The organism is Stenotrophomonas sp. 107298_Sma, assembly GCF_056480345.1.
On sequence record NZ_CM151094.1, the window covers coordinates 4,416,620 to 4,440,204 of the forward strand.

The following is a 23,585-nucleotide window of genomic DNA, read 5'->3' on the forward strand; positions in this document are numbered from 1 at the left end:
TTGGGGTGTGCCGACCAACGGTCGGCACCCACCAGATTCATTCACCGCGTGTCGACCAAGGTCGACAGCTACCAGGGCAGCAGGCGCAACGAACGGTTGGTATCAGTCGGGCATGGCCCGGGACTACCGGGCAGCGAGTGTGTCGCTGTGCTTGCGGCTGCAGCTGGCCAGCGGGCCGTTGCCGGCGGCTGGATGGGCCGGCTCCAGCAGCAGGCGCTGCACGTCGGAGAACAGCTTGTCCACCGGCATGCCATAGGGCGCGAACAGGCGCAGGCGGCCTTGGCGGTCGAATACGTAACCGCCCGCGATGTGGCTCATGGTGTAGGTCTCCGGCACCTGGCCAGGTTCCTTTTCATAGAACGCCTTGAAGTCGCTGGCCATCGCGGCCAGTTGTGCTTCGTTGCCGACCAGTGCGATCGCCTTGGGGTCGAACGCTTCCACATAGGTGCGGGCGACTTCGGGCGTGTCGCGTGCGGGATCGACGCTGACGAACACCACCTGCAGCTGGTCGGCATCCTTGCCCATCAGGTGCTTGACCTGGCTGAGCTCGACCATGGTGGTCGGGCAGACATCCGGGCAACTGGTGAAACCGAAGAACAGATAGGTCACCTGCCCCTGCAGGTCCTTCGGGCCGCGCAGGGTGCCGTGGCTGTCGGGCATCGACCACTGCTGGCCGAGCTCTTCGCAGGCGATGTCCTTGGAATAGAAGTCCATGCGCGACTGCGCACTGCAGCCGGCCAGCAGGCCGATGGCCAGGCATGCCAGCAGCGGCAGGCGGAAACGGGGAGAGAACAACGAACGGACAACAGCAGCAGGACGCTTCACGGGGTACCACCAACGCAGACGCGGGCGGGGTCTCGGTCAGGCCTGCCCTTGGGGGGAAAGAGGACGGAGGTGCCGGGGTGATCGCGCGGTCCATGCCGATCACCCCGACCACGGTCAGTTGATCATCATGTGGTAGTGCATGCTCCAGATGATCCACACCGACAGCGCGACGATGATGAACAGGATCACCAGGGTGAACACGAAGCTGGCCAGGTTCCAGCCGCCTTCGGACTTGCGGTCCATGTGCAGGAAATAGACCAGCTGCACCAGGATCTGCGCCACCGCGAAGCCGACCAGCAGGAACAGCGTGAGCGGCCGCGACAGCACCGGATTCATCACCAGTGCGAACGGCACCACGGTCAGCAGCGCACACAGCACGAAGCCGATCAGGTAGGACTTGGTGGAACCGTGCGCATTGCCGGCGCGCGAGGTTTCGACGTGGGCCATGTCAGAAGGCTCCGATCAGGTAGACGAAGGTGAAGACGCAGATCCACACCAGGTCCAGGAAGTGCCAGAACAGGCTCAGGCACGACACGCGGGTGATGTTGGTCGGGGTCAGGCCGCGGCTGTAGACCTGGTGCATGACCACCGCCATCCAGATCAGGCCGCTGGCCACGTGCAGGCCGTGGGTGGCGACCAGTGCGAAGAACGCCGACAGGTAGGCGCTGGTGCTGGGGCCCGCGCCTTCATGGATCAGGTGCGAGAACTCGTAGATCTCCATGCCGATGAACGAGGCACCGAGCACGAAGGTCACGCCCAGCCAGCGCAGCACTGCGGAGGTGTCGTGGCGATGCATCGCCAGCACGGCCTGGCCATAGGTGATGCTGGAGACCAGCAGCAGGAAGGTCTCGGCCATCACGAGCGGCAGCGAGAACAGGTCCTTGCCGGTTGGGCCGCCGGCGTAGGCGGTGCTGAGCACCGCGTACGAGGCGAACAGCGAACCGAACAGCACGAGATCGGACATGAGGTATACCCACATGCCGAACACCTTCATGCCGCCCTGTTCGTGGCCGTGGTCGTGGTGGCCCTCGTGCGCCTGCGTGTCGCTGGCCAGCTCCGGGCGGGTCAACAGGTTCATGCGCGTACCTCCTTCAGCTTGGCAAGGCTGGCCGCTTCGGTGCGCGCCACCTCTTCGGAACTGACGTAGTAGTCCACGTCCTCGTCGTAGGACCGCACGATCAGGGTCACGATCATCGCGATGAAGCTGGCCGCGGCCATCCACCAGATGTGCCAGACCAGGGCGAAGCACAGCACCAGGATCCAGATGTTGAGGATCAGCGGCACGCCGGTGTTCTTCGGCATGTGGATCGGTGCGTACTTCTTCGGCGGCGGCGGCAGGCCACGCTTCTTCGCTTCGTGGAAGGCGTCCAGCTCATCGGCCTTGGGCACCACGGCGAAGTTGTAGAACGGCGGCGGCGACGGCGTGGCCCATTCCAGCGTGCGTGCATTCCACGGGTCGCCGGTCAGGTCCAGGTTGCGCTTGCGGTCGCGCACGCTCACGTAGATCTGCACCAGCATCAGGATGATGCCCGCGAACACGAACAGTGCACCGATGAAGGCGGCGATCAGGTACGGCGTCCACGCCGGGTTGTCGTACTGGTTCATGCGGCGGGTCATGCCCATGAAGCCGAGCATGTACAGCGGCATGAAGGCCAGGTAGAAGCCGATCACCCAGCAGGCGAACGACCACTTGCCCAGGCGCTCGTTGAGGGTGAAGCCGAACACCTTCGGGAACCAGTAGGCGAAGCCGGCCAGGTAGCCGAACAGCGCGCCGCCGATGATGGTGTTATGGAAGTGCGCGACCAGGAACAGGCTGTTGTGCAGCAGGAAGTCCGCGCCCGGGATGGCCAGCAGCACGCCGGTCATGCCGCCGATGGTGAAGGTGACCAGGAAGGCGATCGTCCACAGCATCGGCACGCTGAACTCCACGCGGCCGCCATACATGGTGAACAGCCAGGTGAAGATCTTCACGCCGGTGGGGATGGCGATGATCATCGTCATGATGCCGAAGAAGGCATTGACGCTGGCACCGGAGCCCATGGTGAAGAAGTGGTGCAGCCAGACGATGAACGACAGGATGCCGATTGCCAGCGTGGCGCCGACCATCGACTTGTAGCCGAACAGTTTCTTGCGCGCGAACGTGGCGGTCACTTCAGAGAAGATGCCGAACGCCGGCAGCACCAGGATGTACACCTCCGGGTGGCCCCAGGCCCACACCAGGTTCACGTACATCATCGGGTTGCCACCCAACGTGTTGGTGTAGAAGTTGAAGTCCAGGTAGCGGTCCAGGGTGAGCGCACCCAGGGCTACGGTCAGGATCGGGAAGGCGGCGATGATGATCACGCTGGTGACCAGCACGGTCCAGGTGAACACCGGCATCTTCATCAGGGTCATGCCCGGCGCACGCATGCGCAGGATGGTGATGAACAGGTTGACGCCAGTCAGCAACGTACCGATGCCGGACGCCTGCAACGCCCAGATGTAGTAATCGACACCCACTCCTGGACTGAACTCGATGCCCGACAGCGGCGGATAGGCGACCCAGCCGGTCATGGCGAATTCGCCAACACCCAGCGAGATCATCATCAGTGCAGCGCCGACCACGAAGATCCAGAAGCTGAAGGCGTTGAGGAACGGGAACGCCATGTCTCGCGCGCCGATCTGCAGCGGCACGATGATGTTCATCAGGCCGACCACGAACGGGGTGGCCACGAAGAAGATCATGATCACGCCGTGCGCGGTGAAGATCTGGTCGTAGTGCTCCGGTGGCAGGAAGCCATCACTGCCCGGGCCAGCCGCCGCCAGCTGCGCGCGCATCATCAGCGCATCGGCAAAGCCACGCACCAGCATGACCAGCGCCACCACCACGTACATGATGCCGATCTTCTTGTGGTCCACGGTGGTGAACCAGTCACGCCACAGCGGGCCCCACAGCTTGAAGTACGTCACCGCGCCAAGCAGCGCGAGGCCACCCAGCACCATGGCCGCCAATGTGACCACGACGATCGGCTCGTGCAGCGGCACGGCCTCCCACGTCAATTTACCCAACATGTTCGTTACTCCTGGGAAACCTGGGCACCGCCGGCAGCGCCCGCCGGGGTCGCAGCAGCGGTGTTCTCACCAACGCCGATGAACTGGTCGATGACCTTCTTGAACAGCAGTGGTTCAACACTGGAGAAGTGCTGTACCGGTGCGTTCTTCGACGGCGCGGCCAGCGCCTTGAACTGGTTGAAATCCAGCGCCTGCGGCGCACTGCGCACCTCGGCCACCCAGCGCTCGAAGTCTTCGTTGCTGCTGGCGGTGGCAATGAACTTCATGTTCGAGAAGCCATGCCCGCTGTAGTTGCCCGACATGCCGCGGAACTGGCCGGGCTCGTTGGCGATCAGGTGCAGCTGCGTGCGCATGCCGGCCATCGCATAGATCTGCCCACCCAGCTGCGGGATGAAAAAGGTATTCATCGTCGAGTTGGAGGTGATGTTGAACGCCAGCGGGCGGTTGGCCGGGAAGTTGAGCTGGTTGACCGTGGCGATGCCCAGGTCCGGGTACACGAACACCCACTTCCAGTCGGTGGCGATCACGTCCACGTGCAGCGGCTCACCGGCCACGTCCAGCGGCTTGTACGGGTCCAGCTCGTGGGTCGACTTCCACACGATCACCGCCAGCACCGCGATGATGATCAGCGGCACGCCCCAGACCACGATCTCCACCTTGGTGGAGTGTGACCAGTCAGGCATGTATTTCGCTTTGGTATTGCCGGCGCGGTAGCGCCAGGCGAACACGAAGGTCAGCACGATGGCCGGTATCACCACGATCAGCATCAGGCCGATGCAGATCAGGATCAGGTCGCGCTGGGCGAGCCCGACCATGCCCTTCGAATCCAGCAGCACCCAGTCACAGCCCGACAGGCCGACGCAGGCCAGGGCGACCAGCGCCAGGCGGATGCGGTTCCAGCAGATATTCATTGGAGGTCAACCCTGTTGAAGAAGCGCGCTTGACCGGCTCGCCTGCGCGCAGCGCCCGGGCGTGGAGCGGCTACACTGTGGGTACGAGGTCGCCTACAAGCAGGCGAACCACTCCAATCAAGCCCATACAAGATACAGCATTGTATGGACTTGTGCATCTGCACGTATGGAAAAAACTGACCGATGACGCCACCTGCCGCCGGCCGCCGCCTGAAACACCCCAATCGCACCTGGGTTCGCCCCTTCCGCGAAGGCGCCGGCCCGCTGTACCTGCAGATTGCCCAGCAGGTGCGCGAGGCGGTGGATGACGGGGTGCTGCGCCCGGGCGACCGCCTGCCGCCGCAGCGTGACCTGGCCCAGCAGGTCGGCGTGGACCTGACCACGGTCACCCGTGCCTTCGCCGAGCTGCGCCAGGCCGGCCTGCTCGACGCCCAGGGCGCCGGTGGCACCTTCATCGCGCTGTCGGCCGGCAACCGCAGCACCTCGGTCGACCTGAGCATGAACATCCCGCCGCTGCTGGGCAGCGCGCCGTTCGCGCAGGGCATGGAGACCGGCTTCCAGCACGTCGGCCAGCAGCTGGGCCAGGGCGAATTGATGAGCTACCACGTCGGCGCCGGCACCCGCGAGGACCGCGCCGCCGCAGTGCAGTGGCTGGCGCCGATGCTGGGCACGGTGGGTGCCGACCAGGTGGTGATCTGCCCCGGCGCGCAGACCGCGCTGTGCGCGCTGATCCTGGCCCGCACCCAGCCGGGCGAGCTGATCGCCGCCGAGCAGCTGACCTACCCGGGCCTGCTGGCTGCCGCGCGCGTGCTGCAGCGGGGCGTGGTGCCAGTGGCGATGGACGCCGAAGGCATGCTGCCTGAAGCGCTGGAAGAGGCCTGCCAGCTGCGTCGCCCGCGCCTGCTGTACCTGGTGCCGACCATCCAGAACCCGACGACGGCGACGATGTCGGCACAGCGCCGGCAGGCCCTGCTGACGATCGCGAAGCGCCACGATCTGACCGTGATCGAAGACGATCCCTACTGGTTGCTGGCCGGTGACGCTGCACCGCCGCTGGCCGCCCACCGCGATGCCGGCTGCCCGGTCTATTACATCTCCACCCTGTCCAAGTGCCTGGCCCCGGGCCTGCGCACCGCCTATCTGGTGGTGCCGGCCGGCGAGCCGATGGAGCCAGTGCTGGACGCCCTGCGCGCGATCGCGCTGATGCCGACCCAGTCGATGGTGGCAGTGGCCTCGCAGTGGATCCGCAGCGGCCAGGCCCAGGACATGGTGCAGCGCTTCCAGCAGGAGCTGCGCGAGCGCCAGTCCATTGCCGCCCGGTACCTGCCGGCCCGTGCCCAGGCGCATCCGGCCGGCCTGCATGTGTGGCTGCCGTTGCCACCGCGGCTGGACCAATACCGGCTGATCCAGGCCGCACAGGAGCAGGGGCTCGGCATCGCCAGCTCCGATGCCTTCAGTGTGGAAGAACCGCCACCGGGCAATGCGATCCGCCTGTCGCTGGGTGGCGCGGTTGACCAGGGCGCGCTGGCCGGGGCGCTGGCCAAGCTGAACGAGATCCTGTCCGAGGCCCCCGAGGCACGTCACAACGCCATCGTCTGAACGGGGTGCATGGCGCTTTATCCATACAAGATGATATTTTGTATTCAATGTATGGATGAAGGGACGTGCATCGATGCGCGCCGAGAAACTGAAATTCCACCTGGTGATGGCCGGGTGCGGCGGCTTTGTGGTGCTGATGCTGGCCGCGCTGGCCTGGGTCTGCCTGCAGCCGCAGACCGTGGACGTAGAGGCCGCCGAACGCCACGCCATCGAGCAATGCGTGCAGCGCAGCGAGGATCCGTCGCGTAGCGAGATCCAGCGCCGCGCCCAGGCCGATTCCTGCCGCGAGATGCGCAAGCAGTACGTGCACAAGTTCGGCCGGGAAGATTCCTGATGGGCGCAGCCGCGCCGCGTCGCCGCTGGCTGCTGCCGACGATGATCGCCCTCGCCTGCCTGTTCATGGCCGGCGTCGCGGCTGCGCTGTGGCAGTACTTCGGCTACAGCGCGCAGTCCACCTTCACCGAACAGGCCATCGTCTTCGACGATTCTCAGCTGCGCCTGCCGGCCGACCTGGCCGGTGATACCGGCCGCATCCGCGTGGTGCATTTCTGGGACCCGGCCTGCGGCGTGTGCAACCGCGAGACCGGTGCGCACCTGAGCTACCTGATCAGCATGTACCGCCGCGCCGGCATCGACTTCTATGCGATCCGCCGCCCGGGTACCCAGGGCGAGCTGCCCGAGCCGCTGCGCAACAAGGTGATCAACCTGCCGACCATCGACGGCATCGAACACATCCCGGCCAGCCCCGCTGTCGCGATCTGGGATCGCCAGGGCCACCTCGCCTACGCCGGCCCTTACAGCATCGGCATGGTCTGCAACTCGGCCAACAGCTTCGTCGAACCACTGCTGGACAGACTGGTACGCGGTGAGACCGTGCGCCCGAAAGGACTGCTTGCCGTGGGCTGCTACTGCCCGTGGCAGGCCAAGCGCTGAGGACGCGCAATGACATCACTGACACTGGCCGGCGTGGCCGCCGCAAACAACAACGGCGGTCACCTGTCCGAACCGACCGATGGTTATGGACAGGCTCCCGCCGTTGGAAGCAACGATACGCCCCGACATGCTCCGTACATGCCGCGACCGGATGTCGCAGCACGCGAATGGGTGCAGGACGTGCTCGCGCACAACGGGCCGATCTACCTGCGCATCGTCAATTCGCTGGAACGCACAGTGCGCCGCGGTGGTCTCGCACCGGGCCAGCGCCTGCCTTCGCAGCGCGCGTTGGCGCAGCAGCTCGGCATCGACCTGACCACGGTGACGCGGGCCTTTGATGAAGCGCGCAAGCGCGGCCTGATCGAAGCGCGTGGACCGCAGGGCAGTTTCATCGCACCACCCAAGGCCGGTTTCGACCAGGTGGTGGACCTGAGCATGAACGTGCCGCCGGTGCCCGACGCCGATGCGCTGGCCGAAACGCTGCGGCGTGGCGCGGCCGCCGTACTCGCACGCAGCAACGCACCGAACCTGATGACCTATCACCTGGGCGGTGGCAACCCCACCGACCGCCACGCAGCGGCGCGCTGGCTGCAGCCGATGCTGGGCGCGGTGGACGATGCCTGCCTGCTGCTGACCGAGGGTGCACAGGTGGCGCTGGCGTCGATCCTGGTCAGCCAGGGACGCGACGACGACGCGATCCTGTGCGATGCGCTGGTCTATCCGGGCCTGCTGCAGGCGGCCGCCGCACTCGGTCGGCGCTTGCTGCCGGTGGACAGCGACGAGCACGGCATGTGCCCCGAAGCTCTGGTGCGGTTGGCACGCGAAAGCGGTGCGCGGCTGGTCTATCTCAATCCCACCTGCCAGAACCCGACCGCACTGACCCTGCCGCTGCATCGGCGCGAAGCGCTGGCGCACGCGCTGGAAAGCGAAGGCCTGCTGGCGATCGAGGACGATCCTTACTGGCATCTCGCCGAAGATGCGCCGACACCGCTGGCAACCCTGGCACCGCGTCACGTGTTCTACGTGGCGACGCTGTCGAAGGTGATCAGCCCTGGCCTGCGCACCGCCTTCGTGCGTTGCCCGAGCGCCGCGCATGCCGAGGCGATGACGGCCGCACTGCGAGCGACGCGGTTGATGGGCCATCCGCTGGTCTCGGCGCTGGCCAGCCAGCTGCTGCTGGATGGTTCGGCGCAGTCACTGCTGGCGCAGGTGCGCACCGAGGCGCGCGAACGCGTGCGCCTGGCGCGACATCTGCTTGCGCCTTCGCTGCTGCAGCGCGCGGAAGGGCTGCATGCCTGGTGCCGGATACCGGCACCGTGGACCGATGCCACCCTGGTGCGTACCGCACAGCTGCAGGGGCTGGCGATCGCGCCGTCATCGGCGTTCTGTCCGCCGGGGGTATTGCATCAGAGCGGTGTGCGGCTGTCGCTGGGACTGGCCGCGGACCGCCGGCAGCTGGAAAGCGCGCTGCGGAGAATCGACCGGTTGTTGTTGTCGGATGCGTTGCCGGCGATCGAACGGTAGGCGCAAGGAAGTGCCAACCAAGGTTGGCACCTACCAGAGCAGGGTCAGGCCAGAGCGGAGAGGGCCTGCACGAGCGCATCCATTTGCTCCGGACGGGTGAACACCGACGGTGTCACCCGCACGCACGCGCCGGACTCCAACCCGTCGCGATGGGTGGTGAACACGCGATGCTCATCCAGCAGGCGCTTCTGCAACGCGATGTTGTCGGCCACGCTGGTGCGCCCCCGCAGGCGGAAGCTGGCCAATGCACTGGCCAACGCCGGATCCGGTGACGACAGCACCTCGATATGCGCCATCTGCCGCGCCGCCACCGTCCAACGCTCACGCAGGTAGCGCAGCCGCGCCTGCTTGTTCGCTGCGCCGATGCGCTGATGCAGCGCGATGGCCTCCGGCAGCGCCAGATAGGCCGCGAAGTTGACCGTGCCGGTGTGCACGCGACTGCCCACGCGGCCGTCGTCGGTCTCCCCCATGTACGAATCCAGGTCGGCCACGCGTCCTTTGCGCACGTACATCGCGCCCACGCCCACCGGTGCGCCGATCCACTTGTGCAGGTTGATGCCAACGAAATCGGCCTTCAGGTCCGGAACCGCGTAGTCGATCTGGCCAAAGCCATGTGCAGCATCGACAATCACATCGATGCCGCGCGCCCGCGCACGCTCGGCGAGCTCGGCCACCGGCAGCACCAGCCCATGGCGGTGGCTGACCTGGGTCAGCAGTACCAGTTTCAGGCGCGGCAGGCGCGCGAACGCCTCATCGTAGGCCTGCAGGATCTGCTCATGGGTGGGCACCACCGGCAGTGCGATGCGCTCGACCTGCACGCCACGACGCTGCTGCAGCCAGCGCATCGCGTTGATCATGCTGTCGTAGTCGACGTCGGCGTACAACACCTGGTCGCCTGCAGCCAGCCGGTTGTAGCCGCCGATCAGCGCGAGCATCGCTTCGGTGGCGCCACGGGTCAGCGCGATCTCGTCGGCGCCGACGCCAAGCATGTCGGCCACCTGCCGATGCACGGCCATGTACTGCGCCGGGAACGCGTAGCGACCGTACCAGGCATTGCCCCGGTTCACTTCGGCGGTATGCCGCTGGTAGCTGGCCAGGGTCTGCTTGCCCATCGCGCCCCAGTAGCCGTTCTCCAGGTGGTTCACTTCATCGGTGATGTCGAAGTGGCTGGCCACAGCGGCCCAGTAGCCTTCATCGCGGGCCAGCACGTCCGGCGCCACGGTCGTTGCGGGAATCTGCATGGGCGCAGCGTAGCGCGCGGCGGCCGTGGCGGGCAGTGAAGACAGTGCGGCTGCGGCCGGCAGCAGGGTACCGGCTCGCAGCAGGTTACGGCGGCGGCTGTCCATCAGAAGCTCAGCCGGTACTGCGCGTACAGGTTGGCACCGTCGGTGTCATACGGCGCGTTGCGCGAGTAGACCAGGCCACGGCTGGCCTGGAAGACCGCCTCGTCCGGGTAGCGGTCCAGCACATTGTCGGCGCCGACGCGCAGACTATGGTGCTCGTTGATGCGATAGCCCACGGCGAGGTCGAGGAAGCTCATCGCGCCGAAGCGCTGGTAGATATCGCCCACCGCATTGCCGCTGGCGTCGGTCCAGGCACCGTAGTAGCGCATGCGCGCCATCAACGACCAGGCACCGATGTCCCAGCTGCCGGTGAGGCTGCCCTTGTGCTCGGGCAGGCGATCTTCGAACAACACGCGCTGGGTCTCATTGGTGGCCACCGAGGTGCTGCCGTTGTCCACTCGCGTACGGTTGTAGTTGTAGGCCAGGGTCAGCGTCATACGGCCGGCACCGAGATCGCGCAGGTAGTTGCCGACCACGTCCACGCCGGTGGTGGTGGTATCGAAGTCATTGGTGAAGTAGTTCACCGAGGTATAGCCCAGCGGATTGGGAGTACCAGCCGGAATGGCGAAACTGGCCGACTGACTGAAGCGGTCGCTGAGCTTGATCTGGTAGACGTCCACCGAACCGGACAGGCCCAGGTCGGTGCGCCAGGTCAGGCCCAGCGACGCGGTACGCGATTCTTCCGGCTTCAGTGGCCTGGCACCGAGCAGCTGCGCCAGCGGGTCGTTCGGCGACAGGCGGCCACTGGTGAAGATCTGCAGGGTGCGCGTATCCAGGCCCTGGGTGGTGCTGGTGGTATTGAGCTGCGCCGGGGTCGGTGCACGGAAGCCGGTGGACACCGTGCCACGCAGGGCCAGGTCCGGGGTGATCGCGAAACGTGCCGAGAGCTTGCCGTCCAGCGTGCTGCCGAAACTGGAGAAGTCTTCATAGCGGCTGGCCGCACCGATACTCCAGCGCTCGCCCAGCGGCACTTCCATATCCACGTAGGCGGCCTTGCTGCGCTGGCTCCACTGCCCGGCCTGGCTGGCCGAGAAGCCCGGCGCGCCGTTGGAATTGGCCTCCAGGCCTGCCGCTGCGCCCGGGCCCACCGCGTACGAGGCCGGATCACCGGCACGCACCTGGTAGGTCTCCTGGCGGAACTCACCACCGAAGGCGACGTTGATCGGCTTGGACAGCCCACCCACGTCCCACTCGTAGTTGAAGTCGGCGTTGGCGTTCTTCTCGGTCTGGGTCAGGCGGCCGAGATCGAATGCGGTGGGGCTGGCCGGGCCGAGCGAGGCGTTGATCGAGTTCTTCAGGCTGTAGTCGATGGCGTTGCGGCCATACGAGGCGCTGACATCCCAGCGCAGCCTCGGTGTGATCTCGCCACGCAGGCCACCGACCAGCTGCAGGTCGTTCTGGACGTTGCCGTACTGCGGGCTGAAGCCCACCGGATAGATCGAGCGCAGGTTCCAGCCCGGGAAGATGGCGGTAGTACGATACGCGCCGGTGGTCGTGTCCGGATTGCGCCAGTTGAAATCGCTGACACCATCGCTGTGGCTGTACAGGCCGAACGCGTACAGCTCCAGCGTGTCGTTGGCGTTGGCCTTCACGTTGAAGCCGACGCGGCGGCTTTCCAGTTCCGGTTGGCCCCAGCGCTGTACCGGGTTGGGCACGTCCAGCTCCGGATGTGCAGCCTGGAAGGCGATCGCATCCGGGCGCTGGCGGGTGCGCGAGGTGGCGTCGGAGTTGGACGATTCGGCGAACAGCACCAGGCTGCCGTAGTCACCCAGCGACCAGCCGGTGCGTGCACTGAAGTCTCGCGAGGCACCATCGCCCTGTGCGTACTGCGAGTAGCCGGCAGTAATCTCGGTACCGGGGCCATCTTCGAGAATGATGTTGATGACACCGGCGATGGCATCCGAACCGTACTGCGCCGAGGCACCATCGCGCAGCACTTCGATGCGCTTGATCGCACTGGTCGGAATCTGTGCCAGGTCAGCCGCCTGCGCGCCACGGTTGCCGAGCAGCGCGCTGCGGTGGAAGCGGCGGCCGTTGACCAGCACCAGGGTCTGGTCGGGCGACAGGCCACGCAGCGTGGCCGGGCGCACGAACACCTGGCCGTCCGCCATCGGCAGGCGCTGCACCACGAACGACGGCACCAGCTGCGCCAGCACGTCCTTCAGGTCGGTGGATTCAACGGACTTGATGTCTTCCTTGGTGAACACGTCCACCGGCGCCAGCGTTTCGAACTGGGTGCGGTTGGAGGCGCGGGTACCGGTGACCAGCATCGCGTCGAGCTGGGTGGGCGCCGTACGGCTGCCCGCCGGGGCATCGACCGCATCGGCCTCCGCTGCGATCGCGCCTCCTGCGCTGGCCATGGAAAGGGCAAGGAGGATGGAACGCGAAAGCTTCGAACGATGCACGGCAGGGCTCCGGGAGGACGCGACAGGGCCAGCACCTGTGCGGACACAACAGGCGTGGACAAGGCGCGCAGTCTCGGCGCGATGTGTGAAGGAGCCATGACGTCAGTGCGACAGCTTGATGCCGCACGGGCGCACGCGCAGGCAGTGGACGCAGCGCTGCGGCTCTTTGGCCTGTCCCTGCGCTAGTGGCCGCCGGGCATGGCCCGGCGCTACAGTGGGTGCGTCCCCGGAGGATCGATCATGCGCCTGCTGCACCTCACCCTGCCGGTATCCGACGTCGCCACCGTCGCCGCGTATTTCCACGATGTACTGCAGCAGCGCGTGGTCGGCAATCATGTGCACATCGGCTGGAGCACGATCGAACTGTAGCCGGCGGGTGACCACCCTGTCGGTGGCGTGCACCTGGCCTTCAACGTACCGGACAACCGCTTCAGCGAGGCGATGACCTGGTTGCGTGAGCGCACGCCGCTGCAACGCAATCCGGCGGGACTGGACTACTTCGCGCTGGAGAGCAGCTGGCAGTCGCAGTCGGTGTACTTCACCGGCCCTGACGGCCTGATCCTGGAACTGATCGGCCGCCGCCGTTTGCCGGCCAGCGCGCGCGAAGGCGCGTTCCATGGCAGCGAGCTGACCTGCCTGAGCGAAGTCGGCCTGCCCAGCCACGATGTCGATGCCGTGCGCGAGCAATCCCAGCAGCAGTTCGGGCTGCAGCCGATCAGCCCGCCTTCGCCGCAGTTCGCGCCGATGGGCGACGACGAGGGCCTGCTGATCGTGGTCGCTGCCGATCGCCGCTGGTTCCCCGAGCAGAAAGACCTGCCCAATGCGCAGGGCCTGCAGCTGCGGGTGGGGGATGTCGCCGGCATCGGCGAACTCTGCGACGACGCACTGGGCTGGCGCGTCGCTTCGACCTGAGGCGACGCGCCAAGCGTGACGCGCTACTGCATGCGCGTGCCCTGCCCCGCCTCGATCTGCGCATGCAGCACCTGCAGCTGCGCGGCGGTCTGGTTGAACACCTGCAGATCCGCGTCCACCAAGACCTGCCAATCCGGTGCGTGGCCCAGCAGCTGTGCCACCTGTTCCTGCGGCGCGCGGTCGAAGCCCTCGCCCAGCACGCCGAGATAGCGCTGGCGGAACCCTTCCGGATCGCGCTGGTCCTGCACATAGAGCTGCACGGCCAGCAGCCCCGCATACAGATAATTCACCAGATAGTTCGGGTCTTCATACATCAGGCGTTTGGCGATCCAGCTGTTGCGCAGCTGCGGATAGCGCTCCGGTTGCTGGCCGAAGCGCGCCAGCACTTGGCCGGTCAGTGCATCCAGATCGTCGGCGGTACCCAACGTGCCTGCGGCAACGCCGCGATAGATCGACTGCTCCAGCTGCGCTTCCTCGGAAGAGGTGAACAGCTGCAGCACCATGTCGTCCAGCAGTGACTTCAGATAATAAGCTTTGGCACGCGGATCCTGTGCCTGCTGGTAAAGCTGGTCGCGGAAGCGCAGCTCGTTGTAGATCGCGAACGCCTCGGTCAGCCACTGGCTGCCATTGCGCTGCAGCGGCGACGCATGACCGCGCTGCATCCATTCACCATGCACGGCATGACCGGCTTCATGTGCGATCTCGACATCGCTTTCCAGATCACCGCTACGCACGCCAACGAACAACATCGCCGGCACACCGGGAACGCTCACCGAGAACGCGTCCTGGCTGCGGTCACCGCGTTCGGTGGCCAGATCCATACGCTGGTTGGCCGGATCGAGCAGCGCGCGCAGTTCGGCGACGTACGCAGGCCCCAGGTGCTGCATGGCATCGGCGGCGTTGTCGCGCAGCTGCGCCAGCGTAAGCACCGGTGGCGTATAGCCGGCATCGGGCAGCGTGGTGTCCCAGATCTGCGGCGCGTCGATGCCGGATCGCGCAGCGTGGTGCAGCAGCATATCCTGATAGGCGCGGCGGTCGCCGGCGTGATGTTCGATCGCTACCAGCGTTGCATCCACTGCGGCGGTGTCCAGGCCCATGCGCTGGTAGCCACGTGCCGGCGCCGAACCATCGCCCTGCAGGCGTGCGGCGGCGTCGTTCACCTGCACCAGCCCCAACAGCACCGAGGCCATTGGCTCGCGGCGCGACTGCAGCCCCTGCCAGTAGCCCTTCCAGCCCGCTTCGCGCAATGCGCGATCCGGTTGCAGCGACAGTGCCCGCTTGTCGCGCCCAGCATCCCAGTGCCGACCATCACGCTCGATCTGCGGGTACTCGGCACTTCGCAGGATCTGCCCACGCAGGCGCGCGAAACTGTCCAACGCCGGATCGGCCAGCGCATCCACCGCCTCGTCCAGCGCGGCATTGGCCGGAGCGGCAGCCTCCTTCAGCCCACGCGCGCGCAGGAAACGGTAGGGCACGGCCCACGCCGCGTCCGCAGGCGCCTCGCGCAGGGCGGCGCGACCAGTGCGGGCGATGCGGCTGCACAGCCCCATTGCCTGCTCCATCGCCTGTGCCGGACGATGATCACGTGCGTTGCGGGCGGACTGCAGATGCAGGTAGGCGAGATGACGCAGGCACTGCGCTTCCAATACCTCGGCCTGCTGGAAGCGTTCCACCGGCGCGAGGGTGGAAGCGTGCTGCAGGGCCTCGACGCGCTTGCCCAGCGCATCACGCGCGGTCTGTTCAGCCGCGGCGTTGGCGAAGTAGACGCGATCGTCGGCATGCACCGACTGTGCCTGGGTGCCGCTGAAGGGGGCCATCGCCAATACAGCGGCGATGACGGTGGTGGTGGCGTGCTTCCTGAAAGCCTGCATCGGCGTCTCCCTGCCTGGACCAGGCCTCGAGCCTAGCAGCCGCTGCCCCGCCGTGCCTGTGCCGGATCAGGCCTCAGATCGACTCATCCTCACGCTTGACCAGCAGCCAGCAGGGCGACTGCGCGAAGGTATAGGTCTGCTGGTCGCTGCTGTCCGGCGTGCGGATCTGCACCTGGCGTTGCCCGTCAGCCAGCGTGCTGACCTGCATTTCGCGGCCCTGCCCGGCCAAGGCGGCGGGATCGGGCATCACCGGCCACTCGACATCGGCCCGCGCCAACCGGCTTTCCACCTTGCGCGGTTCCGGCTCGGCCTCGGCATCGATGTAGCTGTCCAGCAGCGGATCGGCGGTGGCCTTTTCCTGCAGGGTGATCTCGTTGCCGAAGTGCTTCAGGAACGCATCGAAGTCCGGGTACGGGCATTCACTGCTGGCAGGCACCGGTGCGGGCTGGATCGCTGCCGCCGTGGACGACGGCGCGGGACGTGCAGGTGCGGTTTCCGTGAGCGTCGACTGCGGCGCAGGTCTGCAGGCGACCAACGCTACGCCAACGGCGAGCATCAGCAGTGCCTGGAAACGATATCGACGCATGGGCTTATCCTGAATCCGGTCCGGTCGCTCCATGCTACCGCGCACCCTACAATTCCGGCATTCCGCCTGTCCGAGAATTCCATGCACCGCCTCCTGCTCCTGATCGGCCTGCTGTTGCCCGCCCTGTGGCCGGCGGTGGCGATGGCCGTCGATGTCCACGAGGGTGACCTGCTGTTCGTCACCGCCGGCCGCAGCGGCCTCAGCGCCGCCATCGACGATGCCACCGGCAAGCAGGGCGCGCCCAGCTTCGATCATGTCGCGCTGGTCGCTTCCGCGCCGAAGGGCTGGGAGGTATTGCATGCCGACGAGAAGGGATCGCGGCGGCAATCGCTGTCCGAGTTCCGCCAGGACGCGAGAGCAAAGCAGCGGCAGATCGTGGTCTATCGCCTGCGCGCACCGCAGCAGGCGGCCATCAAGGATGCAATCGCCACCGCGCGCACGATGCTCGGCAAGCCGTACAACACGTCGTATGTGTTGAACGAGGACAGCTACTACTGCTCGGACTTCATCGAACGGGCATTCCGTGCGCACCACGTGTTTGCGCTGCAGCCGATGAACTTCCGCAACCCGCAGACCGGGGAGATTTCCCAGCACTGGATTGACCTGTATCGGGGCATGGGCATGGAGGTGCCGCAGGATCAGCCCGGCAGCAATCCCAACGACATGTCGGCGGCACCGGTGTTGCAGCGCATTGGCGTGCTCGAATAAGCGAAGCCCCGCACGTGGCGGGGCTTCACCGGTCACTCCGCATGCACGGCGCGGTCATTCTTCTTCGTCGTTGCCGCCCTGCTGCTGGTTCTGGTTACGCTTCTGCTGTTCCTGCTGCTGTTGCTGCTGCTGGTCACGGCCACGACCCTGCTGCTGATCCTGCTGGTTCTGCTGGCCCTGTTGTTTCTGGTTCGGGTTCTGGTTCTGCTGTGCCATGTCCGATCTCCAAAGCCACTCGCGGAATGCGGTGGACGTGGCCATCGTCTGCAGCAAATGGTTAATCACGCGTGGGTGGGCGGCTACATCTGTGTGTACGCCTGTGAATGAACGCGCGGAAGCCCTTGTGGCACAAGCGGCTGAAGGATTCATGCGGGTTCGGCATGTGTTCATGCCATTGCCAACGGTGCACGCATTCATGGCGTTCGCACCCGGAAACACGCGCTGAACGAGGCTGGCTTCCCAACGCACGCAGGGAAGCCTACCCTCCATTCAGGGCATCACCGGCGGCACATACGCCAGGGTCATGCCCAGCAGCCACAGCAGGCCCAGCACCAGCGGAATGTGCACCAGCAGCTGGATGAAGGTGAAACCCACGATGTCGCGTGCCTTCAGCCCCAGCACGCCCAGCAGCGGCAGCATCCAGAACGGATTGATCAGGTTCGGAAGCGCTTCGGCCGCGTTGTAGACCTGCACCGCCCAGCCCAAGTGTGCCTTCAGTTCGTTGGCGGCCTGCATTACGTACGGCGCTTCGATGATCCACTTGCCGCCACCGGAGGGCACGAAGAAGCCCAACACCGCCGAATAGACGCCCATCACCAGCGCGAATGTGTCGGTGCTGGCCACGTGTACGAACAGGCTCGACAGCCGGTGCGCCAGTGTCTGCCCATCGCCGCCGGCAGCGTGGGTGAGAATCATCGCGATGCCACCGTACAACGGGAACTGGATCAGCACGCCGGTGGTGCTCGGTACCGCCTTCGCGACCGCGTTGAGGAAGCTGCGCGGCCGCCAGTGCAGCAGCAGGCCCAACGAAATGAACAGGAAGTTGTAGGTGTTGAGGTTGGCGATGGCCGTGACCAGCGGCTTGTTGGCGAACTCGTTGAACAGCCAGCCGAACGCCAGCAGCGAGAGCAGCACGGTCAGCAGCGGGCTGTACTCCAGCCATTCGCCCGGGCGCGTGCGGCGCTGCAGTGGTTCCGGCTCGGCCTGCGCAGCGCCGGGGAAGTCTTCAGCGGTACGGGCGCTGCCGGCGGCCGGTGCGGTCAGCCAGGCGATCAGCAACGAGACCAGGATCAACACCGCGGTCAGTGCGATCGACTGCCACAGGAAAATGGTTTCAGTGAACGGCAGGACGCCGGTGATCTCCACCAGCCCCGGCGGCATGCTGGCCGGGTTGGCCTGCAGCTGCGCGGCCGACGAGCTCAATCCCATCGCCCACACCGCACCCAGACCGAGATAAGCCGAGGCACCGGCCGCGCGGTAGTCCATGCGCAGCTCGGTGCGGCGAGCCAGCGCGCGGACCAGCAGGCCGCCGAACACCAGCGAGAAGCCCCAGCTGAGCAGCGAGGCGAGCATGCTGACCAGGCCCACGTACACCACCGCACCACGGCCGGTGCGCGGCACACGGGCAAGGAAATCGATGAAGCGTGCGACCACCGGTGCAGTGGCCACGGCATAGCCACCGATGACCACGAAGGCCATCTGCATGGTGAAGGGAATCAGGCTCCAGAAGCCGTCGCCGAAGGCACTGGCGGTAGCCTGCGGGGTGGAGCCGAAGCCCATCGCCGCCAGCGCGACAATGACCACGCCCAGCACCGCGAACACGTACGCATCGGGGAACCATTTTTCCGCCCAGGCGGCCGAGCGCAGCGCAGCGCGCGCCATCCAGCCGTCCTGTACTGCTGCCGTCGAGGCCATCGCCTACCCTCCCAGGTTCGATGGCTCGATTCTGGGCGGTGGGGTGCGGGCTGTCAGCCACCTATTGGTCGTAGGTGGCCGGTGGCGGTAGTGCCGGCCGCTGGCCGGCAACCTCGGGATTACGCACGGGTGCAGCCGGCCAGCGGCCGGCTCTACCTCACCTTGGGCTCAACGCAGCGCCAGATCCACGGCAATGCCGGCAAACAGCGCGGCGCCCACCCAGTTGTTGTGCAGGAACGCCTTGAAGCACGGGCCGCGCTCGCGGTTGCGGCAGATCCAGAACTCGTACACCACCAGCACCGTGGCCACCGCCACGCCGGCCAGGTAGTAGCCACCCAGCCCACCACGCACGCCGACCAGCGCCATGGTCGCCAGGAACAGCGCGTACAGCACGCCCTGGATGACCAGGTCGAGGTCACCGAACAGGATCGCGGTGGAGTGAGAGCCCATCTTCAGGTCGTCCTCGCGGTCGACCATGGCGTACCAGGTGTCGTAGGCGGTGGACCACAGGATGTTGCCGGCATACAGCAGCCAGCCCAGCAGCGGCACCTCGCCCTGCACGGCGGCGAACGCCATCGGGATGCCCCAGCCGAACGACATGCCCAGGTAGACCTGCGGCAGATGGGTGTAGCGCTTCAGGTACGGGTAGCTGGCGGCCAGGAACACACCGATGAAGCTGAGGCCAATGGTCAGGCCGTTCAGGGTCAACACCAGGCCGAACGCCACCAGCATCAGCACGGCGAACAACGCCAGCGCAGCGCGGCCACTGATCGCACCGGTGGCCAGCGGGCGCGCCTTGGTGCGCTCCACATGCGGGTCGAGCCAGCGGTCGGCATAGTCGTTGATGACGCAACCGGCCGAGCGGGTCAGCCACACGCCGGCGGTGAACACGAACAGGGTCCACAGCGGCGGCAGGCCGCCTGCGGCCAACCACAACGCCCACCAGGTGGGCCACAGCAGCAGCAGCGTGCCGATCGGGCGATCAGCGCGCATCAGACTCCAGTAATGCCGCCAACGCGGCGTCGCCGGCGACTGCGGCGAAGTGAGGGGGGTATCAGCCATGGCGATAGGATACTCCTGCGCCTCTTGCCGGGCTTTGCCCATGGGGGGAGATTTGTTCGGCGAAACTGGATAGAATGCCGGTCCCGCACCGCCTCATGGCGCTGCGATGCCCGCCCCGGCACTGGTCGGTGGCGCGGCGGTTCTACAACGCGCCCGTAGCTCAGCCGGATAGAGTAGTGGCTTCCGAAGCCATTGGTCGGGGGTTCGAATCCCTCCGGGCGCGCCATCTCCCCTCTTGTTGCCTGCACGCTGCCAGCCCGCGCTGGACGATGCCGCGTGCTTCATCAACACTGCGCGCATGACGCCACCGGATCTGCTGAAGCTGGCGGCAGGCGCTGCGATTCTCGGCCTGGCCGCGTTGTCCACCGGAGTGAGCTTCGGCCGCGCTCGGCGTGGCAGTTACCTGCTCACCACCTTCTTCGCCTGTTTCGCCGCCGCGAACCTGTTCGGACTGGTGCTGTTGGGTGGCCAGGCCTGGCTCTCACCCGATGCCGTACGCTGGTTGCGGGTCATCGAAGTGCCGCTGGTCTATCTTCTGGGCCCGCTGCTGTACGGCCATGCGCGTGCGCTGCTGGCGCCTGCGCCGGACCGCGCATCGTTGCTGCCGCTCGCGCATCTGCTGCCGGCAATGCTCGCGTTCGTCATTTCCCTGTTGAACGCTGTTGCGCCTTTCGAGGCCTCGCCCTTGGGCAAGGTGCTGTTCCAGCTCAGCTTCCATGGCTGGCTGCTGCAGGGCGCGCCCTACCTGCTGGCCACGCTGTGGCTGTCACTGCGCACGTCTTCGTCTCCGCGCGGAACCGCCATCCAACACAGCGGACTGCGCGGGTTGGCGATCGTGATGGCGGGCTGCTGGCTTGCCAGCACGATGAACCGGTGGCCGCCGGATGCCGCTCCACTGCTGGCCAGCATCGGGCTCAGTCTGCTGACCACCGCCGGCATGTATCTGCTGGCCTGCCACGTAGTGCGCCAGCAGCTGCGCGCACCGATGAGCATCGCAGCACCGGGCATGGAGAATCTCATCCCCGCGCCCATCGAAGACGTCGCTGTCGCACGCTACGAGCGCTCGGGCATCGACGCGGCGCAATGCGCGGCCATCGCCAGCGCGCTGACCGCATTGATGCAGGGCGAACGCCTGCATGAGGCCCCGGGACTCGATCTCCAGGGCTTGAGCCAGCACAGCGGCTGGTCACCCAACCAGGTCTCGCAGGCGCTCAACCAAGGTCTGGGCCAGAGCTTCTCCGAGTTCGTGACCGGTTTCCGCATCACGGCCGCGAAGTCCTTCCTCTCCGACCCGGCTGACCCACGCAGCGTGCTGGACATCGGCCTTGCCGCCGGCTTCGGCAGCAAGTCCACCTTCAACAGTGCGTTCAAGCGCGCCACCGGGAAGACGCCCAGCGAGTACCGCCGCAGCCGCGCCACGTCCGGCTGAACGTCCAATCCTTCACGCCCGGTCGAACGACGCCCGCCGCTGCGTTGCCATCAGCGCTCGACCCGACGAAGAAGGTGATGCGATGCGATGGCAACGGATGATGTTCGGCCTGCTGTGGATGCTGGCGGTTCCCGTGCAGGCTGCGGTGGGGGATGCGGCGGGTGTGCTGGCCCGGGCCCGTGCAGCCAGTGGCGGCGAGCCGTGGCTGTCGGTACAGCGCCTGCAGGCTGAGGGCGAGCAGTCGCTCGGTGGCTTGCACGGGCGCTGGCAGCTCAACCAGGACCTGCGCGCCGGTCGCTATGCCGAACAGGCGCAGCTGGGAGCCTTCACCGTCGCCCAGGGGTTCGACGGCCAGCTGTCCTGGCGGCGTGACTATGGCGGCGAGATCGGCCTGCTGGACGGCACCGTGCCACGCCGCACCGCGCGCACGCAGGCGTGGCTGGCCACCCGCGCCTACTGGTCGAGCGCCTATCCGGCCTCGCGCTTTGCCGCGCCCCGCACCGAGGCTCTGAATGGCCGGCGCTATACCGTCCTGGCCACGAAGCCGGAGGGCGCGGACCCGATCGAACTCTGGTTCGACACCCGCAGTGGCCTGCTCGACCGGGTGGTCATCGCCTCCGCGCGCACACCCACCGCCACCACGCTGGAAGACTACCGGGCGGTCGATGGCCTGCTGCTGCCCCATCGCATCATCACCGACACCCTCGATGCCCAAGGCCGTGCCGATCCACGATTGCGCAGCGACGTGCAGGTGCAGCGCTACCGGGTGGATTTCCCTGTGCCGGATGGGCTGTATGCACCACCAGCGATGGCCGACGACAGCTACATCGAGGATGCCAGAGGCACCACTCGCGTCCCGTTCGACCTGATCAACAACCATGTCTACGTCGAGGCCGAAGTGGACGGCCAGCCGGCGCGATTCCTGGTGGATACCGGCGCCATCAACCTGCTGACACCGACCGCCGCCAAGCGACTGGGGCTGACCACGGCGGGTCGCCTGAGCGTGCATGGTGCCGGTGACAACGCCAGCGACCTGGGCCTGGCACAGGCCCGCCACCTGCGCATCGGTGGCGCGCACCTTGCAAACCCGGTGTTCCACATCATCGACCTCGGCCAGCAGATCAACTCGATGGGCGTGCCGCACGATGGCTTCATCGGCTACGAGACCTTCCTGCGCTTCGTCACCACCTTCGACTACGGCGCGCGCGTGCTCAGCTTCACCCGGCCGGGCCACTACCAGCCGCCTGCCAACGCGGTGGTGCTGCCGTTCGAGCAGGACGACCGCGCGCCGGTATTGAACGGCGAACTGGACGGCATCCCGCTGCGGTTGTGGCTGGACACCGGCTCACGCAACTCGCTGAGCCTGAGCAGCCCATTCGTGCTCACCCATCATCTGCTGGAGAAGTACCGCGCCAGTGAGGAGGCGGTCCTTGGGTGGGGCATCGGTGGTCCGGGCCGCGCGCGACCGGCCCGGCTCGGTGTGCTCGGCATGGGCAGCATCAAGGTCAGCGGCCTGGTCGGTGATCTATCCACCACCGACAAAGGCGCGCTGGCCCTGGCCGACTACGGTGCGATCCTGGGCGGTGGCGTGCTGCGCCGATTCTCCATGGGCATCGATTACGACGCCAAGCGCCTCTATCTGGTGCCCAATGCCGAAAGTACGCAGCCGGATGCCTTCGACCGCAGTGGGTTGTGGCTGCAGGCCGAGAACGACGCATTGCGGGTAGCGGATGTAGCGCCGACCAGCGCCGGTGCACGCGCCGGGCTGCGCAAGGATGATCGCATCGTCATGATTGCGGGAGAGCCGATTGCCTCTCAGATGCTGGGAGACTGGCGTGCGCTGCTGCGCGAGCGCCCGGTCGGAACGCGCGTGGGCATCCGTTATCTGCGCGATGGCCGGCAGGTGGATACCGAACTGGCGCTGGCGGACCGGGTGAAGGAGCGCTGGCCTGCCGATTGAGCTGGGACCGATGCGAACACAGTAGAACATCCATCGATAGCCATCATTGAATGCGGCTGCGCTGCGCCGGTTCTGCGGTGCCGCCGGTGGATGGTCCGCCCGGCCTGCGCGCATAGCTGTAATCGGGATCCCGGCAGGCGCGCACGATCGGACTTCGTGCGTGCCTGATCACGCCGGGGAACCAGGACAACACCAACACCACGGCCCAGATCGCAGCCAACCAGAACCATCTACCCGAGGCATAGGCCCAGATCATGGGCAATGCAGCCAGCAGCACGACGATCTGCGTATACAGCAGGTAGAGCGTATGCAGGCCCAAGCGGGGATCCGAGCGCAGCACCACGCCACATTCCCTGCATGCCGTCTTCGCCTGCCGTCTCGATGCGCAAAGCAGCGGGAATCGCTGCCCGGCAGCGCCGCAAAGTGGACACGTGAAGGTCAGCACGCGCATCCGGAAGCTCCTCTCCACCGATTGGCGTCATCTGCCAGGTACGTATCCGAGCCTAGCATGGGCGTGGCAGGGGAGCCCCACATACAGCAACGCCGGGCAGT

At 66.4% G+C, this 23,585-nt stretch carries 20 protein-coding genes, 1 tRNA gene and 1 pseudogene; 9 read left to right on the forward strand and 13 right to left on the reverse strand.

What is annotated here, in order from left to right; all coding sequences use genetic code 11:
* Positions 1 to 123: 123 nt before the first annotated feature.
* The 5 genes from ACZK2G_RS20440 to cyoA form a co-directional block, all read right to left on the reverse strand.
* On the reverse strand, positions 124 to 795 hold the full coding sequence (locus ACZK2G_RS20440; protein WP_308517456.1) for an SCO family protein: 672 nt from the start codon (positions 793 to 795) through the stop codon (positions 124 to 126).
* A 144-nt stretch (positions 796 to 939) separates the two neighbouring features.
* Positions 940 to 1,272 (reverse strand): cytochrome o ubiquinol oxidase subunit IV, encoded by a 333-nt coding sequence (gene cyoD, locus ACZK2G_RS20445; protein ID WP_005411473.1) that lies wholly within the window; start codon positions 1,270 to 1,272, stop codon positions 940 to 942.
* 1 nt (position 1,273) lies between these two features.
* Complete coding sequence (cyoC, locus tag ACZK2G_RS20450; protein ID WP_478474226.1) at positions 1,274 to 1,903, reverse strand: cytochrome o ubiquinol oxidase subunit III; 630 nt, start codon at positions 1,901 to 1,903, stop codon at positions 1,274 to 1,276.
* The gene (cyoB, locus tag ACZK2G_RS20455; RefSeq protein WP_014038802.1) at positions 1,900 to 3,876 is read right to left on the reverse strand and encodes a cytochrome o ubiquinol oxidase subunit I; all 1,977 of its coding nucleotides are present in this window, start codon (positions 3,874 to 3,876) and stop codon (positions 1,900 to 1,902) included. The genes cyoC and cyoB overlap by 4 nt, the downstream gene beginning before the upstream one ends.
* A 5-nt stretch (positions 3,877 to 3,881) precedes the next feature.
* Positions 3,882 to 4,787 (reverse strand): ubiquinol oxidase subunit II, encoded by a 906-nt coding sequence (gene cyoA, locus ACZK2G_RS20460; RefSeq protein ID WP_049444335.1) that lies wholly within the window; start codon positions 4,785 to 4,787, stop codon positions 3,882 to 3,884.
* 183 nt (positions 4,788 to 4,970) lie between these two features.
* Here cyoA and ACZK2G_RS20465 point away from each other — a divergent pair, with 183 nt between their 5' ends.
* From ACZK2G_RS20465 to ACZK2G_RS20480, 4 genes are read left to right on the forward strand one after another with little or no spacing between them, the layout of a single operon-like run.
* The gene (locus ACZK2G_RS20465) at positions 4,971 to 6,386 is read left to right on the forward strand and encodes an aminotransferase-like domain-containing protein (protein ID WP_337302315.1); all 1,416 of its coding nucleotides are present in this window, start codon (positions 4,971 to 4,973) and stop codon (positions 6,384 to 6,386) included.
* 55 nt (positions 6,387 to 6,441) lie between these two features.
* A complete protein-coding gene (locus ACZK2G_RS20470) occupies positions 6,442 to 6,720 on the forward strand; it encodes a hypothetical protein (protein WP_478474229.1) in 279 nt (92 codons plus the stop codon).
* Positions 6,720 to 7,319, forward strand: a complete 600-nt coding sequence (locus ACZK2G_RS20475; RefSeq protein ID WP_012481503.1) for a DUF6436 domain-containing protein — start codon at positions 6,720 to 6,722, stop codon at positions 7,317 to 7,319. Before ACZK2G_RS20470 ends, ACZK2G_RS20475 begins: the two co-directional genes overlap by 1 nt.
* Positions 7,320 to 7,328: 9 nt before the next feature.
* Positions 7,329 to 8,843, forward strand: a complete 1,515-nt coding sequence (locus ACZK2G_RS20480) for an aminotransferase-like domain-containing protein (RefSeq protein WP_478474231.1) — start codon at positions 7,329 to 7,331, stop codon at positions 8,841 to 8,843.
* A gap of 44 nt (positions 8,844 to 8,887) precedes the next feature.
* On the opposite strand, the gene ACZK2G_RS20485 is transcribed toward ACZK2G_RS20480, so the two are convergent.
* Positions 8,888 to 10,189, reverse strand: coding sequence for an aminotransferase class V-fold PLP-dependent enzyme (locus tag ACZK2G_RS20485; RefSeq protein WP_478474233.1), 1,302 nt, complete (start codon positions 10,187 to 10,189; stop codon positions 8,888 to 8,890).
* A complete protein-coding gene (locus ACZK2G_RS20490; protein ID WP_478474234.1) occupies positions 10,189 to 12,591 on the reverse strand; it encodes a TonB-dependent receptor plug domain-containing protein in 2,403 nt (800 codons plus the stop codon). The genes ACZK2G_RS20485 and ACZK2G_RS20490 overlap by 1 nt, the downstream gene beginning before the upstream one ends.
* A gap of 240 nt (positions 12,592 to 12,831) precedes the next feature.
* Here ACZK2G_RS20490 and ACZK2G_RS20495 point away from each other — a divergent pair.
* A pseudogene (locus ACZK2G_RS20495) lies at positions 12,832 to 13,503 on the forward strand (VOC family protein).
* 23 nt (positions 13,504 to 13,526) lie between these two features.
* On the opposite strand, the gene ACZK2G_RS20500 reads toward ACZK2G_RS20495, so the two are convergent.
* Together ACZK2G_RS20500 and ACZK2G_RS20505 are read right to left on the reverse strand one after the other, a co-directional pair.
* On the reverse strand, positions 13,527 to 15,374 hold the full coding sequence (locus ACZK2G_RS20500; protein WP_478474236.1) for a M3 family metallopeptidase: 1,848 nt from the start codon (positions 15,372 to 15,374) through the stop codon (positions 13,527 to 13,529).
* A 73-nt stretch (positions 15,375 to 15,447) separates the two neighbouring features.
* Positions 15,448 to 15,960 (reverse strand): hypothetical protein, encoded by a 513-nt coding sequence (locus tag ACZK2G_RS20505; RefSeq protein WP_478474238.1) that lies wholly within the window; start codon positions 15,958 to 15,960, stop codon positions 15,448 to 15,450.
* An 81-nt stretch (positions 15,961 to 16,041) separates the two neighbouring features.
* Here ACZK2G_RS20505 and ACZK2G_RS20510 point away from each other — a divergent pair, with 81 nt between their 5' ends.
* On the forward strand, positions 16,042 to 16,668 hold the full coding sequence (locus tag ACZK2G_RS20510) for a YiiX/YebB-like N1pC/P60 family cysteine hydrolase (RefSeq protein WP_046984148.1): 627 nt from the start codon (positions 16,042 to 16,044) through the stop codon (positions 16,666 to 16,668).
* A gap of 54 nt (positions 16,669 to 16,722) precedes the next feature.
* Here the strand turns inward: ACZK2G_RS20510 and ACZK2G_RS20515 are convergent, their stop codons facing one another.
* The 3 genes from ACZK2G_RS20515 to ubiA form a co-directional block, all read right to left on the reverse strand.
* Positions 16,723 to 16,884 (reverse strand): hypothetical protein, encoded by a 162-nt coding sequence (locus ACZK2G_RS20515; protein WP_167796845.1) that lies wholly within the window; start codon positions 16,882 to 16,884, stop codon positions 16,723 to 16,725.
* Positions 16,885 to 17,157: 273 nt separating this feature from the next.
* On the reverse strand, positions 17,158 to 18,582 hold the full coding sequence (locus tag ACZK2G_RS20520; protein ID WP_012512380.1) for a short-chain fatty acid transporter: 1,425 nt from the start codon (positions 18,580 to 18,582) through the stop codon (positions 17,158 to 17,160).
* Between the two features lie 168 nt (positions 18,583 to 18,750).
* The gene (gene ubiA, locus ACZK2G_RS20525; protein ID WP_097049961.1) at positions 18,751 to 19,644 is read right to left on the reverse strand and encodes a 4-hydroxybenzoate octaprenyltransferase; all 894 of its coding nucleotides are present in this window, start codon (positions 19,642 to 19,644) and stop codon (positions 18,751 to 18,753) included.
* A gap of 149 nt (positions 19,645 to 19,793) precedes the next feature.
* On the opposite strand from ubiA, the gene ACZK2G_RS20530 reads away from it, so the two are divergent.
* The 3 genes from ACZK2G_RS20530 (at position 19,794) to ACZK2G_RS20540 (ending at position 23,033) form a co-directional block, all read left to right on the forward strand.
* Positions 19,794 to 19,870, forward strand: a tRNA-Arg gene (locus ACZK2G_RS20530).
* Between the two features lie 9 nt (positions 19,871 to 19,879).
* Positions 19,880 to 21,073 (forward strand): helix-turn-helix domain-containing protein, encoded by a 1,194-nt coding sequence (locus tag ACZK2G_RS20535; RefSeq protein ID WP_426354913.1) that lies wholly within the window; start codon positions 19,880 to 19,882, stop codon positions 21,071 to 21,073.
* A gap of 82 nt (positions 21,074 to 21,155) precedes the next feature.
* The gene (locus tag ACZK2G_RS20540) at positions 21,156 to 23,033 is read left to right on the forward strand and encodes an aspartyl protease family protein (protein WP_426354912.1); all 1,878 of its coding nucleotides are present in this window, start codon (positions 21,156 to 21,158) and stop codon (positions 23,031 to 23,033) included.
* A gap of 43 nt (positions 23,034 to 23,076) precedes the next feature.
* Here the strand turns inward: ACZK2G_RS20540 and ACZK2G_RS20545 are convergent, their stop codons facing one another.
* Positions 23,077 to 23,484 carry a hypothetical protein gene (locus tag ACZK2G_RS20545; protein WP_426354911.1) on the reverse strand — a complete coding sequence of 136 codons (408 nt, stop codon included), beginning with the start codon at positions 23,482 to 23,484 and terminating at the stop codon, positions 23,077 to 23,079.
* Between the last annotated feature and the right edge of the window lie 101 nt (positions 23,485 to 23,585).